14 protein-coding genes and 1 riboswitch are annotated in these 16,709 nt (G+C 43.1%); of the genes, 11 read left to right on the top strand and 3 right to left on the bottom strand.

Translation table 11 applies throughout. The annotated features are described in order from the left end of the window. The first annotated feature begins 1 nt into the window (after position 1). Positions 2–2,008, top strand: a complete 2,007-nt coding sequence (locus tag R2B77_RS13780) for an ABC transporter ATP-binding protein (RefSeq protein ID WP_322555725.1) — start codon at positions 2–4, stop codon at positions 2,006–2,008. A 63-nt stretch (positions 2,009–2,071) separates the two neighbouring features. After that, positions 2,072–3,019 (top strand): hypothetical protein, encoded by a 948-nt coding sequence (locus tag R2B77_RS13775; protein WP_203247837.1) that lies wholly within the window; start codon positions 2,072–2,074, stop codon positions 3,017–3,019. Between the two features lie 117 nt (positions 3,020–3,136). Here the strand turns inward: R2B77_RS13775 and R2B77_RS13770 are convergent, their stop codons facing one another. Then, positions 3,137–4,363, bottom strand: coding sequence for a S1C family serine protease (locus R2B77_RS13770; protein ID WP_203247838.1), 1,227 nt, complete (start codon positions 4,361–4,363; stop codon positions 3,137–3,139). Positions 4,364–4,635: 272 nt separating this feature from the next. Between R2B77_RS13770 and adh the strand changes: the two genes are divergently transcribed. After that, complete coding sequence (adh, locus tag R2B77_RS13765) at positions 4,636–6,177, top strand: aldehyde dehydrogenase (RefSeq protein WP_203247839.1); 1,542 nt, start codon at positions 4,636–4,638, stop codon at positions 6,175–6,177. Positions 6,178–6,198: 21 nt separating this feature from the next. Beyond that, positions 6,199–6,555, top strand: coding sequence for a DUF779 domain-containing protein (locus tag R2B77_RS13760; protein ID WP_203247840.1), 357 nt, complete (start codon positions 6,199–6,201; stop codon positions 6,553–6,555). 141 nt (positions 6,556–6,696) lie between these two features. Here R2B77_RS13760 and R2B77_RS13755 read toward each other — a convergent pair whose 3' ends face one another. Beyond that, the gene (locus tag R2B77_RS13755; RefSeq protein ID WP_203247841.1) at positions 6,697–7,089 is read right to left on the bottom strand and encodes a thiol-disulfide oxidoreductase DCC family protein; all 393 of its coding nucleotides are present in this window, start codon (positions 7,087–7,089) and stop codon (positions 6,697–6,699) included. Positions 7,090–7,264: 175 nt separating this feature from the next. Here R2B77_RS13755 and R2B77_RS13750 point away from each other — a divergent pair, with 175 nt between their 5' ends. Both R2B77_RS13750 and R2B77_RS13745 read left to right on the top strand, forming a co-directional pair. Beyond that, positions 7,265–7,453, top strand: a complete 189-nt coding sequence (locus R2B77_RS13750; RefSeq protein ID WP_203247842.1) for a hypothetical protein — start codon at positions 7,265–7,267, stop codon at positions 7,451–7,453. 397 nt (positions 7,454–7,850) lie between these two features. Next, positions 7,851–8,252, top strand: a complete 402-nt coding sequence (locus tag R2B77_RS13745) for a hypothetical protein (protein ID WP_203247843.1) — start codon at positions 7,851–7,853, stop codon at positions 8,250–8,252. Between the two features lie 144 nt (positions 8,253–8,396). Here the strand turns inward: R2B77_RS13745 and metH are convergent, their stop codons facing one another. Continuing rightward, the gene (metH, locus tag R2B77_RS13740; RefSeq protein WP_203247844.1) at positions 8,397–11,849 is read right to left on the bottom strand and encodes a methionine synthase; all 3,453 of its coding nucleotides are present in this window, start codon (positions 11,847–11,849) and stop codon (positions 8,397–8,399) included. A 99-nt stretch (positions 11,850–11,948) separates the two neighbouring features. Then, positions 11,949–12,056: riboswitch (SAM riboswitch) on the bottom strand. A gap of 161 nt (positions 12,057–12,217) precedes the next feature. On the opposite strand from metH, the gene R2B77_RS13735 reads away from it, so the two are divergent. From R2B77_RS13735 to R2B77_RS13715, 5 genes are all read left to right on the top strand, one after another. Further along, positions 12,218–12,403, top strand: coding sequence for a hypothetical protein (locus R2B77_RS13735; protein ID WP_203247845.1), 186 nt, complete (start codon positions 12,218–12,220; stop codon positions 12,401–12,403). A 136-nt stretch (positions 12,404–12,539) separates the two neighbouring features. Then, a complete protein-coding gene (locus R2B77_RS13730) occupies positions 12,540–14,222 on the top strand; it encodes a hypothetical protein (protein ID WP_203247846.1) in 1,683 nt (560 codons plus the stop codon). A 189-nt stretch (positions 14,223–14,411) separates the two neighbouring features. Then, entirely contained in the window at positions 14,412–14,882 is a 471-nt protein-coding gene (locus R2B77_RS13725; RefSeq protein ID WP_203247847.1) for a CtsR family transcriptional regulator, read from the top strand. A 30-nt stretch (positions 14,883–14,912) separates the two neighbouring features. Next, on the top strand, positions 14,913–15,467 hold the full coding sequence (locus R2B77_RS13720) for a UvrB/UvrC motif-containing protein (RefSeq protein WP_203247848.1): 555 nt from the start codon (positions 14,913–14,915) through the stop codon (positions 15,465–15,467). Then, positions 15,457–16,545, top strand: a complete 1,089-nt coding sequence (locus R2B77_RS13715; protein WP_203247849.1) for a protein arginine kinase — start codon at positions 15,457–15,459, stop codon at positions 16,543–16,545. The genes R2B77_RS13720 and R2B77_RS13715 overlap by 11 nt, the downstream gene beginning before the upstream one ends. Positions 16,546–16,709 lie beyond the last annotated feature (164 nt).

Here is a 16,709-nt window from a genome sequence, read left to right as displayed (position 1 = left end):
GATGAAGCCATTATTAGAAGTGAAGGACTTGCATATTTCTTTTCATACTCAGTCAGGCACTGTAAAGGCGGTACGGGGTGTGAATTTCACTATGAATAAAGGTGAAACCTTGGCGATCGTTGGGGAATCAGGATCTGGGAAATCGGTTACCTCTAAAGCGATTATGCAGTTACTTCCATCCCAATCGGCGACTTACGATCGGGGACAAATCTTATTTGAAGGACAGAATCTTTTGGAAGTCTCAGATAAAAAGATGGAATCGATTCGCGGTTCGGAAATAGCGATGGTGTTTCAGGATCCGATGACGGCACTTAATCCTACCATGACAATCGGAAAGCAGGTTGCGGAAAGTGCGGTTAAACACGGGGGAGTTTCGAAAAAAGATGCGCTAAAAAAGGCGATTGAAATATTGGAGCTCGTCGGAATTCCTGAGCCATCAACGAGGGTGAATCAATATCCTCATCAATTTTCTGGTGGCATGAGACAGCGTGTTGTCATTGCGATTGCGATTGCTTGCAACCCTAGGCTACTCATTGCGGATGAACCCACAACAGCATTGGACGTGACGATTCAAGCGCAGATTTTAGATTTGTTAAGAGATATTCAAAAGAAAATGGACACTTCGATTGTGTTAATTACCCATGATTTAGGTGTCGTTGCAAATATGGCTGACAAGGTTGCGGTTATGTATGCAGGAAAGATTGTGGAGGAAGGCACTGTTAACGAAGTTTTTTACGAGTCACAACACCCATATACTCGGGGGTTGCTCAAATCGATACCAGACTTAAGTTCAAATATGGAACTCTATTCAATTCCTGGGTCTCCTCCGGATCTTATGAATCCGCCTCAAGGTGATGCATTTGCCGCTCGAAATGAGTTTGCCCTTGCAATTGATTATGAAGTTCAACCTCCAATGTTTAAAGTATCTCAGACACATTCCGCTGCAACATGGCTATTGCATCCAAAAGCGCCAAGTCTCTCTTCGATTGTTAAAGTGAGAGAGAAAGAAGTAGTTGCGGTAGAAAAAAAGAAAAGAACCGACTTTTCTGCTACAGATTCCATTATCCAAGTGCACAACTTGCAAAAGCACTTTCATATCTCCGGAGATACATACTTGAAGGCTGTAGACGGGGTATCTTTTGATATTAAAAAAGGTGAGACACTCGGTTTGGTTGGAGAGTCGGGCTGTGGGAAATCGACAATTGGGCGGACCATTATACGATTATATGAACCTACTGGCGGTGAAGTCTATTATAACGATAGTCCGATACACGGTCATTTAAAGAAAGAAAGTGAAAGTAGAATTAGGCAAAAGCTTCAAATGATCTTCCAAGACCCCTATGCTTCACTGAATCCTAGGAAGAAAGTGATTGACTCAGTTGCTGAAGGAATTGACATCCATCAATTAGCTGCGAGCCCAAAAGATCGAAAAGATATTGTACAAAACTTACTGGAAATTGTCGGGTTGAATAAAGATTTTATGAATCGGTATCCGCATGAATTCTCGGGTGGTCAAAGACAGAGGGTCGGAATTGCACGTGCATTGGCAGTCAATCCGGAAGTCATTATTGCGGACGAGCCTATTTCGGCACTGGATGTTTCGATTCAAGCTCAAGTAGTGAATTTGTTAAAAGATTTACAACACGAAAAAGAATTGACATATTTATTTATAGCACATGATATTTCAATGGTGAAATACATTAGTGATCGCATTGGAGTCATGTACCTAGGAAACTTGGTTGAACTTGCTTCAACGGATGATTTAAGTAGAGAACCGTTACATCCGTATACACAGGCACTCATGTCGGCGGTTCCTGTCCCGGATCCGAAAATAGAGCGGGAGCGTGGACGAATTGTGTTAACTGGAGATCTTCCAAACCCGATGAATCCGCCAACGGGTTGCCGATTCAGAACGCGTTGTCCGTTTGCTATGGATAAATGTAAGGAAACGCCGGTTTGGAAGGAAGCGCAACCGAACCATTGGGTAGCTTGCCATCTTATTGAATAGAGGATGGATCATTGATAGTATCATGGAAAATAGTTGAGTTATGCAGGAAGACGAGGAGAAATAATGAAAAAGAAAATTCATATCATCTCGATTCAAGAAGGATATTTAACAACAATCTCTAAGCAATTGGAGCTTGTATTTGGAGATAGAGCATCTATTTCCAAGCTAATTGTGAAGGATCTTGAAATGGGAATGATTGCCGAGAAGGATCTTGTCATTTTATCAAGATCTATTCTAATGGGGGTTGCTCGCCCTTTTATCCCGAAATCATGCAGTATCATTTTTTCGACCAGGGAAGTAAATATTGCGAATGCAAAAAGAATAATAGATCTACCGCCGGGTCAAAAAATGTTAGTTATCAATGATACGATGGAAAATGCTCAGGAGACGGTAGATTCGTTGCAAAATCTTTTCTTCACTCACACGTATTTTATGGTTGATGAAACGAATCCAAATCAAAGTATTCCAGAGGATATTGATTATATTATTACACCTGGTGAAATGGATTATGTCCCGAATCAATTCTCCAATGTCATTGATATTGGACCGAGATTATTATCCTACGGCACATTGTGGGAAACTGCCCAAGCCCTAAATGAAGATTTCACGCATGAACAACTCGTGAATCGTTTTGTTAAATCACAGGTATTTCTTGCTGAAGAAGGATTCAATGATAAGGAGGGAACTTCGGGGTCAAATGAGGCTTCTCCAAGAATTAGACTTACCAATGCCGAAATTCAAACGATAAACCTGAAAATTGAGGAGCATGGATTCTTGGAGGAAAGTGTCAGAATCCTAGAGCTTTATGCGGAAGGAAAGCGTAGTTTAAAAACGTTCGGACGCTTGAAATTGAAAGACCTACTAGAGGAGTACACTATTTTTCTGTCCGAGCAGCAGCTAAGACTGCGCTTAGAAATTCTTCAAGAGCTAGGGTTGTTGAATGCCCGACAAGGAAGAGGTGGTACAATGATTACCGCCTTGGGAGAAAATTATTTGCAAAATAGGATGTAGATTATATATAAGTATGTACACGAAGCACCCCCAGCCTTTATTGAGGGGGAGGTACTTCGTGTTTTTTCTAGTGGTGGGAATATTTAAATCCTATGTTCCCGGCGGGACGTATGCGCGTTATTTTGCCATGGATTGGTTGCTTGTGAGTGTGATGGCGATTGTTTTTAATTCCGCGCCGCGGTAAATCGTAAACGTAGCTGTATCGCCAACCTTTAGTTGTGCATATAGAAACTTGCGTAGTTCCGTTGGGTTATTGATATTAGTGCCGTTAATGGCGGTGATCACATCTTCCACTTCAAGTCCAGCTTTGCCAGCAGCAGATAAAGGATCGACGTTTGCGACCATTACGCCACCTTTTACTTCTTGAGGAAGCTGTTGTAGGTACATAGGCGGTACTTGTGCAAGGTCAGCAAGTCCAATACCGATGTAAGGACGTTCAATTTGTCCATGCAATGTCATTTCTTCAATCAGTGGAATGACTTCGTTACTTGGAATGGCAAAGCCAAGTCCTTCAACGCCGTTTTCGGCAATTTTCAAGCTGTTAATGCCGATGACTTGTCCCGCTGAATTCAGTAGCGCACCACCACTATTCCCAGGGTTAATGGCTGCATCTGTTTGAATGACGTTCATCTCCCATTCACCAGCGGATGTATTGACGTTAATGGCCCGATTGACTGCACTAACAATCCCTTGCGTTACAGTACCAGAAAAATCAAGTCCAAGCGGGTTACCGATGGCAACGACTGCATCACCTGCGCGTAATTGATCAGAGTCCCCGAATTCAAGAACGGACTTGGCGTATTTTGCATCGATCGTTAGTACAGCCAAATCGCTTAGTGCGTCTTTACCGACTAGTTCTGCTGTTGTCTTTTCTCCACTTTCTAACGAGACTTCAAGTTTTTCAGCTCCTTCAATGACGTGATTGTTTGTGACGATGTAAGCTTTATCGTCGACGATTTTGTAAACAACACCTGAGCCTGTGCCGCTTTTCACTGCCTCAGAATTTTGGGCGAAGCGATTAACGGAAGTTTTGTAATTGACAATTCCGACGATTGCACTGGATGCCTGTTCTACCATATCTGCTAGTGACGTTGGGTCTTTTACGGTTGTTTGCTGCACATTATAAGGAGCAGTAGTTGAAGTAACAGGAACGGTTCCTTCAGAACTTGCCTGTAGGAGATCGGTATTGGTCACGACCCCCAATGTTAGCATAGACCCGATGATACCAGCTCCAATTGTTGATAAAAAACGTTTACCTGACTTGTTTTTGTTCTTTGGGGGTTTCACTATTTCTTGTACAGTTTCTACCTCAGTTTCTTGAATTGTTTCTAACTCTTTATCCATCATTTATTCCTCCCGTTCAATCTGATTATTTTCATTCTAAAAGGAAAATATGAACAAACTATTACCGAGAGGTTAACAATTGGTGAATAAATGTACGGCTTGTCGAAATATCACAAAAACAAATAGTTGAACCATTCAATAGAGGCGTGGGGCAATCCTGTTTTATTGAAAGTGTATTGGTCGTGTTTATCTTACGATTGATGCATATTGAGGGAGTTTGCAACGTATAGTGTCGGGGGGTAACAAATACAACTCACAAGGAGGAATGGAAAATGGTTCAAGCGGTAGAAAACCTAGTTTATGCTTTTCCGAACACAGAAGGAGCAAAGGTGAATTTTAAAGAGCGATATGAGAATTTTATCGGTGGTAAATGGACATCCCCGATGAATGGCCAATACTTTGACAATCCAACTCCAGTGACAGGGAAGGTATTTACACAAGTAGCTCGATCAACTGCAGAAGATATTGAATTAGCGTTGGATGCTGCACACGCCGCAAAAGATGCTTGGGGGAAAACGTCTGTTACAGAACGCTCCAATATTTTATTAAAAATTGCAGATCGTATGGAGAAAAATCTAGAAATGCTGGCCGTTGCTGAAACGTGGGAGAATGGTAAAGCGGTTCGTGAAACATTGAATGCGGACTTGCCACTTGCCATCGACCATTTTCGCTATTTTGCTAGTGCGATTCGGGCACAAGAAGGCGGCGTCAGCCAGATTGACAATGACACAGTGGCGTACCATTTCCATGAGCCGATTGGTGTTGTTGGACAAATTATTCCGTGGAACTTCCCAATTTTAATGGCCGTGTGGAAGCTTGCACCCGCACTCGCCGCAGGAAATTGCGTCGTGTTAAAACCAGCAGAACAGACACCGGCATCGATTTTAGTGTTGATGGAACTCATTGAAGACTTGTTGCCGGCAGGTGTTGTTAACATTGTAAATGGTTTTGGTTTAGAAGCTGGAAAGCCGCTTGCGTCAAGCTCGCGCATCGGTAAAATTGCGTTTACGGGTGAAACGACGACAGGTCGTCTCATCATGCAATACGCTTCACAAGCTGCTATTCCTGTAACGCTTGAGTTAGGTGGAAAATCACCAAATATTTTCTTTGAAGATGTGATGGATCAGGACGATGCATTTTTGGATAAAGCTGTAGAAGGCTTTGTCATGTTTGCCCTAAATCAAGGGGAAGTGTGCACATGCCCTTCACGTGCGTTAATTCAAGAATCGATTTACGATAAATTTATGGAACGCGCACTCGAGCGAGTGAAAGCTATTAAAGTGGGGAATCCACTGGATCCGACAGTGATGATGGGCGCGCAAGCCTCAACGGAGCAGCTGGAGAAAATTCTATCCTATTTAGATATTGGTAAACAAGAAGGTGCAGAGTGCCTAATTGGTGGTGAGCAAAATCAACTAGAAGGCGAGTTAGAGGGTGGCTATTACGTTAAACCAACCGTCTTTAAAGGAAATAATAAAATGCGGATTTTCCAAGAAGAGATTTTTGGCCCTGTCGTGTCTGTGACGACGTTCAAAACGAAAGAAGAAGCCCTTGAAATTGCCAATGATACACTATATGGGCTCGGTTCAGGTGTTTGGACGCGCGATATGAATACAGCGTATCGTTTTGGCCGCGGTATTCAAGCGGGGCGTGTGTGGACAAATTGCTATCATGCTTACCCAGCGCATGCTGCATTCGGTGGCTATAAAGCTTCGGGGGTCGGTCGTGAAAATCATCTTATGATGCTGAATCATTACCAGCAGACGAAAAATATGCTTGTTAGTTATAATGAAAATAAACAAGGCTTCTTTTAAAAGAAAAGGTGGCGAGTGTGGATGACTGAGCGTGTAATAGCGACTGATGCTGCACTTGAACTTATGGAGCTTTTGAAGAGAAAACACGGTCCGCTGATGTTTCATCAATCCGGGGGCTGCTGTGACGGCTCATCGCCGATGTGTTATCCGGATGGGGAACTCATTATTGGCAATCAAGACGTTCTACTTGGACATATTGGAGGAGCTCCATTTTATATGCATAAAAACCAATTTGACTATTGGCGGCATACACAGCTTATTATTGACGTTGTCGATGGGCGTGGCGGGATGTTTTCACTCGAAGGGGTTGAAGGCAAACGTTTTTTGACAAGATCCCGAGCGTTTACTGCGGAGGAGAATAAAGAACTGCAAGTGTGAATAACAAAAAGGGTCATCTCGTTGTGGTTGATGAGATGGCCCTTTTATCAGCAGACAAACTGGAATAGTAATGGTAATTAAGTTCATGGTGGTGATAAATCGCTCGTGGCGGCGATAACGCCGTGGAAAACTCGATTCCGTTCAAATGAACCTTTTCCTAATCTCAGGAGGCGGCAGCATACAGGCATCTTCCTTTTTACCAAACCATTTGTAGCGATTTTTTGCCACATAGTCATAAACGCCGTCACGGATTTTACGTGGGACGAGTATAAATAGGAAGAACAGATGCCATAAGCCATCCAATTTTTTCGCAATACGCAATGCAGCGGAGGATTTTGTGAATGCCTTGCCATTTTCAATTAATACCAAGCTGTCGACATCTGCGGGAATATTATATTGCTTCACAAGCTCGACACCTTTGTCGCTTTGCAATGAAGTGAACAGAAAATGGGCGGCGGGGTCACGTTTAATAATGAACTGCACACTTGAATCACAAAAGTTGCAATCACCGTCAAATAATACAATGCGTTTCATGGAATGACCTCCCTCTTTATTGTAAGTATAACCTTGTTGGACAAATATTAACACGATGTAGGCGCAAGTATTTACGTATGACAGAAAATTTAGTATAATGGTAGAAAGGGTAGAGTAAGTGAGTTGTTTTCCATCGCATGTAGCCGCGGTTAATATGTTGAGGAGGATGATTTGAATGGAACGTTTACCTATTGAGCCAGCAGAAGTAGAGTTACGGCATAATCGAGATTTCATCGCTTCGCTAAAAATGATTGGTGAAGGTGCTCCGATTTATGAACGTTATGAAGAAGATGAGCCAGTCGTGAAAAAACGGCAAGAACAGGATGGCTTTGACGAAGAAGATTTGCCGCGCGACTACCAATAACCGTAATCCCCACAGAGATGTGGGGATTTTTCTATGGAATCGATACTCTGTAATGGAGTGATAGTCGCTTTGTTTTCCTAAAGGTAGTCGAGTTTGGTAGCTAGGTAGTTCAGTTTTGTCATAAGGTAATTGAGTTTGCGGAAAAGGTAGTCCGGTTTCCGCAGGGTAGTCGAGTTTGGCGGATAGGTAGCTCAGTTCTGCTAGAGGGTAGTTGGGTTTGTAGAAAGGGTAGTACAGTTTTCTAAAGGTAGCTATCAGTAAACCTAATTCGCTCATTAGCATATGCATTGTTGAATGCGAATGACGCAGTCACGAGTCTGGCATTTTCCCTCCGCTCTAGTTGCTCGCCCGTTTGTCCTCTTTCTTTTGACATGTAATAGAAGGAGGAGGTGAGAGTATGATGCAACATGGACAGTGGAACTCTAACCAGATGCAGGGAATGTGTGGGTGTAATCGGATGCATGGTCAGTGCAATTGTAATCAAATGCGACCAAGCAACCAAATGCAGCCAATTGTGTGTCCAACACAGTATAGATGTCACGATACGTTTGTACCGCGTGAAGTTCCTGTTATTCATCCAATAGTCAACGTGAACCGTCAGCATACCGTGGTAGTGCCGCGTAACTATGTGACGGAAACGACTAGAACAGTGCCGGGCTCAACAGTATTCGCTAGACCTGGTCAGCAGTTTGGTGGCGGTTTTGGAGGACCTGGTCCAGGATTTGGTCCAGGTTTCGGACCGGGCTTTGGTGGTCCTGGTCCTGGTTTTGGCGGATTCGGACGTGGATTTGGCCGATAACAATGGAGATAAATGAGTCATACATGTGATGTTCTCGCCAGCTCTTAGCATTTTGGAATCAAAGACGAGTAGAACCTTTGAAAAAGTTAAAAAGAGGCGTTCTCGTCAGTCGGTAAATCGATTGATGAGACACCTCTTTTTTAATTAATCCACATTAAAATATCTTGCATCTGGATGGGCAAAAACAATTGCAGAAACCGATGCTTCTGGCTCCATCATGAATTCCTCTGTTAGATGGACGCCGATATCTTCCGGTTTTAACAGTTTGAATAATTTAGCTTGGTCTTCCAGATTCGGACATGCAGGGTAGCCGAATGAGAAGCGTTGTCCCGTATATTTTGCCGCAAAGCGGTCGAGCATTGTAAAGTCCGTTGCATCTGGAGTGCCCAAGTGGTCGCGCATTTCTTGGTGAATTCGTTCTGCAAATCCTTCTGCAAGTTCAAGTGCAGTTGCTTGGAAAGCGTGACTCTCCAAGAACTTGCCTTCTTCTTTAAATTTATTAGCAAAATCTCGAACGCCGTGCCCTGCCGTCACTTGCATGAAGCCGACATAATCCATCACACCACTAGAGACTGGTTTCAAATAGTCAGCTAGGCAAAGGAATGGCTCTTTGCTTTGACGTGGGAATGTGAAGCGTTCAATTTCTGTTTTTGCATCTTCTGGATCGTACACAATGACATCATCGCCATCGGATTGTGCCGGGAAAAATTGATAGAGTCCAGAAGCAGATAAATTATCCGACTCCAAAAATTCAGTGACCATTTCATGCAGTTCCACAGCGCGTGGCTCTTTATTTTCAAGCATTTTATTGACATTGCCACGTAGACCAAGATGGTGGCCAATTAATGTCCGCATGTTGACGTATGGATAGAGATGCTTAATAGAATAATCTTTTTGAATGCGGCGACGCAAGTCCTTTGGAACTTGGACAGGGACATCTTCGCGCACGGTTTTAACAGGTCGTGGCGCAATCTCTTCCGCATCTGGATTGGCTGCTTTTTTCGCGGCTTTAATGGCATCATTTTCCGCTCGTTTTTCACGTTGTTCATCCAATTCGATGAGCAAAGCTGCTTTTTCGTCCTTATCTTGAAGACGATTCGCCAATTCAAGTCCGAACATCGCATCTTTAGCATATAGCACTGGACCGTCATACTCTGCGGCGATTTTTGTGTCCGTAAATCGGCGGGTCAGTGCAGCCCCACCAACCATAATCGGCAAATCAATGCCTGCTGCTTTAAAGTCTTGAGCGGTGATGACCATTTGTTGTGCAGATTTAACGAGTAGTCCAGACAAGCCGATAATATCGGGCTTTTCTTTGCGAATGACGTCAATTAGTGTTGAAGGTGTTACTTTAATACCGATATCGACAACTGTAAAACCGTTGTTGCTTAAGATAATCTCTACTAAGTTTTTCCCGATATCATGGACATCGCCTTTAACAGTCGCCAAAACAATTTTCCCTTTACCTGTGTCACCCTCAGCTTTATCCATGAATTGCTCGAGGAACGCCACGGATGCTTTCATTACGCCAGCGCTTTGTAGTACTTCGGCAACAATTAGTTTGTTCGTATTGAATAAATGTCCAACCTCGGCCATTCCATCCATTAAAGGTCCATTGATGATGTCGAGGGGCGCATCATACATCTTAAGAGCAGCTTCTAAGTCAGGGATTAAGCCCTCTTTTGTACCTTCGACTATATAATAGCTCAGGCGTTCAGGAACGGTTTTCGGGATATCGTCCTCTGTTTTCTCTTTTTTCTTGCCCCGATAAAAATTAGTGAACTCGGCAAGTGTTTCATCCGTTGTATTGAATAGTAAATCATTGGCCATGTTAATTTCCGCTTCGGGGATAGAAGCATAACGCTCTAGTTTCTCCGTATTGACGATTGCGTAGTCAAGCCCTGCCTGTGTACAGTGATATAAATACACAGCATTCAATACTTCACGACCGACAGGAGGAAGACCGAATGATACGTTACTGACACCGAGAATTGTCAGTGCGCGTGGCATTTTTTCTTTAATGAGACGAATGCCTTCAATTGTTTCTACGGCAGATCCGATGTATTGCTCGTCTCCTGTGCCGACTGGGAAAACAAGTGGATCGAAAATAATATCTTCCGGCGCAAGTCCCCATTTATTGACGAGAAGGTCATAGGAACGCTGTGCAACTTCGAGTTTTCGTTCACGCGTAACCGCCATTCCGGGTTCGTCGATTGTTCCAACAACGACAGCTGCCCCGAACTTTTTGACCAGTGGCAGTACAGCATCGTAGCGGTCTTCACCGTCCTCCAAGTTAATGGAGTTAATGATCACTTTCCCTTGTGAATATTTTAAAGCCTCTTCAATTACCTTCTCGTCTGTGGAATCAATGACGAGAGGCACTTTCACTTTTTTGACGACTTCCTTCATGAATTTCGTGACATCCTCTAGCTCGTCGCGATCTGGATTAGCTAGACAAATATCGATGACGTGTGCGCCACCTTTTACTTGTGCACGCGCAATTTCGGATGCTTCTTCAAATTTGCCATCAACGATCAGCTGTTTGAATTTCCGAGAACCTATGACGTTTGTTCGTTCGCCGATTAATAGCGGACGCATAGAGTCGTCATACAACAAAGGCTCAATGCCTGATATAGCATGACCATGAACAGTTTCGGGACCTTGACGAGGTTTTTTATCAGCTACGACTTCACGAATAGCACGGATATGCTCAGGTGTTGTTCCGCAACAGCCGCCAACAATATTTAACCAACCTTTATCAGCAAAGCCTTGTAGTTTTTTAGAGAGAGACTCAGGTGATTCGTGATAATGACCTTCCTCGTCTGGGAGACCAGCATTTGGATAACAACTGACATAGCTAGTTGCTAACTCTGATAGCGAACGGAGATGATCTGTCATGAACTCTGGACCTGTTGCACAGTTCAGACCAACAGATAGAGGTTTTATATGCTCGATTGAAATATAAAATGACTCGATGCTTTGACCTGCTAATGTCGTCCCCATAGGTTCAATTGTCCCGGAAATCATCACGGGCAATTCTTTCCCTGTTTCTTCAAATGCACGCTTTATACCGAGTGTGCCAGCTTTGACATTCAGCATATCCTGGCTCGTTTCCATCAATAGCAAATCGCAGCCACCTTCAATCAATGCTTTTGCTTGTATGTAAAAGTCATTGGTTAAACCATCAAATGTAGCTCCTCCTGTAACAGATAATGTTTTTGTCGTTGGTCCCATTGCACCTGCAACGAAACGCGGCCATTCAGGAGTAGAAAAGTCTTCCGCACACTTTTTAGCAAGCTGTGCAGCATGGAAGTTAATATCATGTGCTTGTTCACCTAAATCATAGTCATCCAAAACGATTGGCGTACCACCAAATGTATTCGTCGAAATAATATCTGCCCCAGCCTCTAAATATTCACGATGAATGCGATCTAGGACATCGGGTTTTACAATATTTAAATACTCATTACAGCCATCGTATTCTTCGCCGCCGAAATCCTCGGGAGAAAGGTTGGCGTTTTGTAGCATGGTCCCCATCGCGCCATCCATAATGAGTATTCTTTTCTGTAGTTGTTCTTCAATAGGATGTTTCGGCATCGCAAATCACTCTCTTTCTTTCCGTCAAGTATTTTGTAGCTTTTAAGAAAATAAAAAAAGCCTTCAAAAGAAGGCTTTACGAGTATACGTAGGTGTCCCTTCTCATCTTCAGGATCATGGATAGATCCCACTGGAATTAGCACCAGTCCTTTCGGCAGGTTGCTGAAGCTTCATAGGGCCAGTTCCCTCTGCTTCTCTTGATAAGAATATAGTATGCAGTTGTAGTAAACTTTTTCGTCAATGAAGTATTGATCGAATAATTGAAATCATCATAACGTTATAATTTGCTTCCGTCAAGTCGTCCTTTGCAGAATGCTAGAAATTCTGTGGTAAGATGGAGATAATATGATAAACAGAAGGTGAACGAGTTGAGAGCTTTTACATATATTATTCCGATCATGATGATTGTTGGGACAGTTAGTATTATGATGTTGAATAAAAGTCACCAAGGTGTTCCACCTATGTCTCGCATTTATATTACGTTAGGTGCGATGGCTGTCAGTGGGATTTTAACTTATTTTTTATTTCCAAAAGACGAAGAAAAGAATAAATGACAAGAAATCGCTAGCGAATTTTGCTAGCGTTTTTTCATATAAACACGAATCAATTTCATAAAAAGTGAAACGATTCCATCGTTTAAACGTATAAAAGCTATGGAAAAAATCTTAGTAATAGAAAAGAGTGTTTTAGATGGTTAATTTACTTATCTTCTCAATCATTACAGGGGTTGTGTCTAGTTTAATTATTGTCCCGTTTGTGTTGAACACAAAGGAGACGAAAGTGGCTGTCCCGTTTAACAAGGTTGCGGCAATGGCAAGCACTGCTGTGTTAAGCACAATCATCGTGTTTGTCTTTTATTATCTAACCAATATGGATCGCAACTGGACGTCTTTATGGGGGCCGTTGCTCGTAGTGACTTTATTAGGTGCGGTTGTTGCGGGGAGTAAAGATCGCAAACTGAAGATCGTTTTATTTTTAGGGGCTTTAGCGTTTGGCGTCTATATTCTGAGCGCGCCATTATTCAATGCCAATGAAAAATATAAGGCAGTTGAAATGGATCAGCAGGTAGAAATCAAAGCGTTTGATGAAACAAAAACACCGGCAAGCGTACCGCCGAAGTTTGCGCGCAATAAGATGAAAAAAGCGTTCGGCCAAGTGCCGAATACGAGTTATTATGAACTTGGTAATCTGCAAATTCAAAAAGTAGGCGAGGATTTTGTCTACATCGCACCTGTTGAATTTTCGGGTCTTTTCAAATGGTGGACTGGGAAAACGACACCAGGCTATTTCACGATGAGTGCGACTGATTCGGCAGACAATCCGAAATTCGTGAAGGCTGAAATGGCTTATACGCCGTCGTCCTATTTCCATAAGCAAGTAGAGCGTCATATGCGGATGGAAATGCCACATCTTATTTTCTACGGGGATGTCCAGCTGGAAATTGATGATGAGGGGAAACCGCATTATATTCGCACATACGGGAACTTTATTTCAGCACGTGACGGCTTTGATGTACAAGGGGTAGTTGTAGCGGATCCGGCAACAGGTGATATGAAGCAATATGCACTTGTGGATGTACCAGCATTTATTGACGGTGCAGTTTCTCCTGAGGCGGTTAGCCTGCAAAACAGTTATTTTGGTAACTACATTCATGGATTCTGGAACTCGGTATTCGGGAAAAAAGATGTGAAACTGCCTTCGGATGAAGGAACGGAAGCGAATGTGAGTCCAATTTTCGACGAAAATGGTCATATGTATTATTTCACTGATTTTACAAGTCCGAAAGAGGGTGTCGATTCGATGCTTGGTTATGCCTTAACGGATGGTCGGACGGGTGAAGCGACGTATTACACGGGCAATCTGGAAGAGTCCTACATGGATTCGCAAGGTGCTCTTCAAATTATTGAAAAGAAATTTATCGAAAAGAAATGGTCTGGTGAAATGCCTGTACTGTACAACTTTTACGGGGAAGCGAGTTGGTTAACGCCGGTGCTCGATTCGAATGGCTTCTTGCAAAATTACTTCATCGTATCTGCTGCGAATCCGGAAATATCGGTGTATGGAAATACTCCGAACGAAGCGCTGAAATTGTATAAAACGGCACTTCAACGCGGAGGAAGTACTGTCGATGGTAGTTCGGGCGCTGAAGAGGCACAAGCGTCGGTGACTGTCGTACGTGTTTTCAAGGAGCGTGTCGGTGACTTTACGGTAGTGTCGTTTTTGGCTGCCGATGGACGGAACTTTAGCGTGTCGTCTGAAACAGTGCCACTTGCTATTTATATCCAAGAGGGCGATCAATTGGCGATTACGTATATAGAGACAGGTGAGTTATTCTTACCAGTGAAAGCATTGACAAATAGCAGTATGAAATAGTATGTAACGGAGTACAGGGGAATTTCTCTTGTGCTCTGTTTTTAATTGGATGATTAAATGTCACTTATTCACGCCGATACTGCTGAAGTATAGTGCTTTTCAATTGCAGATTAATCGGTGCGTCATGTACAATTAAGTCAAAGATAGTCAAAGTCAACGGCTTATCACCCGGATGAAAGAGGTGAGGACATGCGAAATATTTCTGACATTATAGAAGGTTATTTAAAGGCCATAATCGAAGAAGAACAGAAAGGTGCAATTGTCATTAAGCGCAGCGAAGTTGCAGAGAAATTCCAATGCGTTCCTTCTCAAATCAATTATGTGATTAAAACCCGTTTTACGGTTGAACGTGGGTACGCGGTTGAATCGAAGCGCGGTGGCGGTGGATATATTCGGATTTTTCGAGTGCAGACCAATTCGCGTAAAGAATTGATTGAACATATTTTAGAAGGAATTCGAACGGGAGTCTCCTTTACAATGGCTGAAGATATTGTTTATCGGTTGATGGAGGAGGATGTCATATCGGAGCGTGAATCGAGGCTTATTTTAGCCGCAGTCGATCGTGCAACACTCTATCAGCCGCTTCCAGAACGTGATATTCTTCGGGCTCGCATTTTACAGGCGATGCTCGTAACGCTTATTTATGAGCAACTAGATTGAATGCCAATTTAACTACAATGAGGTGATTGTGTGATATGTGAAAATTGTAAGGAACGACCAGCCTCCGTCATTATTACGCAGGAAAGTGTAGCCGGTTTGGTGGAGCGTCATTTATGTGATAAATGTGCTTTCCAAACACAGGCATTCCACTTCGACCCAAACCAGGAACCATTGTCCATTCAACAATTTCTGTCACATTGGTTTAGCGGGACGGACCCATTTCAAGCACAGCAGCAAGCGCGTGATAGTTCACAAATCGGACTTGAATGCCCATCATGTGGCTTAACATTCCAAAAGTTTCTCGAAATCGGCAAATTTGGTTGTGCAACATGTTACGACACATTCCGTGGCAAATTACCGCATGTATTAAGAAAGCTTCACAATGGTCATTCAACTCATGTAGGGAAAATTCCAGTGTCATTCAATAAATTGTATGCGGTTAAAAAGAAAATCGAAGAGATTCGCGTGAAAATGCAAGCAGCTGTCGAGGCGGAGCATTTTGAAGAAGCGGCAGCTTTACGTGATGAGGCGAATACACTAAAGCAACACCTTGCCAATGGAGGTGAAACGAGCGATGTCGATTGAAAAGTTCATGCGCAATGCGGTGACGGGTTGGATGACGGCTCATGGCGAGCATTCTGACATTGTTATGTCAACGCGGATTCGTTTAGCTCGCAACCTAACGGGTTATCATTTTCCGATTGCATTTAAAGAGGAGGATGCAATGGCTGTCGATAAGGCTGTTGCTGGTGTCCTGCTCGATTCGGATGAAAGTTCGTATACCTATACGAAAATGGCGGATCTTCCGGCACTTGAGCGTCAAGTACTTGTTGAGAAGCATTTAATTAGCCCGCATTTGGCTAATCCAGATCGTCAAGGGGCAGTCATTCTATCGCAGGATGAAACCATTAGCGTCATGGTCAATGAAGAGGATCATATTCGCATCCAATGTATCTACCCGGGGCTTCAGCTCGAGGACGCCTATAATCAGGCGAACCGCGTAGATGATCACCTAGAAAAAGAATTGCCATATGCGTTTGATGAGGACTTTGGCTATTTAACAAGTTGCCCATCGAATACAGGAACGGGTATGCGGGCTTCTGTCATGATGCATTTGCCAGCTCTCACGATGACTAAGCAAATTGATCGTATTATCCCAGCTATTTCGAGACTCGGTATGGTCGTTCGAGGGAGCTATGGTGAAGGCAGCGAGGCACCTGGCAACGTATATCAAGTGTCGAATCAGACGACACTTGGAAAAACGGAGCAGGAAATCCTTGTCGATTTAGGCAATATTACATCGCGTTTAATCGCCCACGAACGGAATTCACGTGAATTGCTATTGGCGAAATCACGAATTGCACTCGAAAACAGGGTTTTCCGTTCGCTCGGTACAATTAGCTATGCTCGTCTATTGCCGTCGGGCGAGGCAGCGCGCTGTTTGTCAGATGTTCGATTGGGCATCGATATTGGTATTATTGAAGATATAGACATGTCCATTTTGAATGAACTACTGATTTTTATGCAAACAGGATTTTTACAGCAATATGCCGATGTGGAATTATCACAGGAAGAACGGGATATATTTAGAGCGAAACTATTTCGTGAACGACTCCATGCCGAGCGTGTATCGGCTTCGGCAGAAAAAAGTAAGGAAGAATGAGCAGGTACTTTGCGCATTTTATTTCACTTTAGTAAAGTTAAGTCAAAGATGGTCAAAGTCGATTTGGAGAATAAAGGAGTTCTCGTATGTCCGGTTGAATACCTATAAAAGAGGATACATTTCATCCCCTCTTATAAATGAGAACTTTGATTGATTATATAAAG

This window comes from Sporosarcina beigongshangi (assembly GCF_033485195.1).
In the GTDB taxonomy this organism is placed as follows: Bacteria; Bacillota; Bacilli; order Bacillales_A; family Planococcaceae; genus Sporosarcina; species Sporosarcina beigongshangi.
The sequence above is the reverse complement of the archived record's forward strand: the minus strand, read 5'-3'. Positions and strand labels throughout refer to the sequence as shown.

Excerpts from the sequence above, each read along its gene's own strand:
- R2B77_RS13770 (WP_203247838.1), bottom strand. The coding sequence starts at position 4,363 with ATGGATAAAGAGTTAGAAACAATTCAAGAAACTGAGGTAGAAACTGTA.
- R2B77_RS13755 (WP_203247841.1), bottom strand. The coding sequence starts at position 7,089 with ATGAAACGCATTGTATTATTTGACGGTGATTGCAACTTTTGTGATTCA.
- R2B77_RS13760 (WP_203247840.1), top strand. The coding sequence starts at position 6,199 with ATGACTGAGCGTGTAATAGCGACTGATGCTGCACTTGAACTTATGGAG.
- R2B77_RS13730 (WP_203247846.1), top strand. The coding sequence starts at position 12,540 with ATGGTTAATTTACTTATCTTCTCAATCATTACAGGGGTTGTGTCTAGT.
- R2B77_RS13780 (WP_322555725.1), top strand. The coding sequence starts at position 2 with ATGAAGCCATTATTAGAAGTGAAGGACTTGCATATTTCTTTTCATACT.
- R2B77_RS13725 (WP_203247847.1), top strand. The coding sequence starts at position 14,412 with ATGCGAAATATTTCTGACATTATAGAAGGTTATTTAAAGGCCATAATC.
- R2B77_RS13750 (WP_203247842.1), top strand. The coding sequence starts at position 7,265 with ATGGAACGTTTACCTATTGAGCCAGCAGAAGTAGAGTTACGGCATAAT.
- R2B77_RS13745 (WP_203247843.1), top strand. The coding sequence starts at position 7,851 with ATGATGCAACATGGACAGTGGAACTCTAACCAGATGCAGGGAATGTGT.
- metH (WP_203247844.1), bottom strand. The coding sequence starts at position 11,849 with ATGCCGAAACATCCTATTGAAGAACAACTACAGAAAAGAATACTCATT.
- R2B77_RS13715 (WP_203247849.1), top strand. The coding sequence starts at position 15,457 with ATGTCGATTGAAAAGTTCATGCGCAATGCGGTGACGGGTTGGATGACG.
- adh (WP_203247839.1), top strand. The coding sequence starts at position 4,636 with ATGGTTCAAGCGGTAGAAAACCTAGTTTATGCTTTTCCGAACACAGAA.
- R2B77_RS13775 (WP_203247837.1), top strand. The coding sequence starts at position 2,072 with ATGAAAAAGAAAATTCATATCATCTCGATTCAAGAAGGATATTTAACA.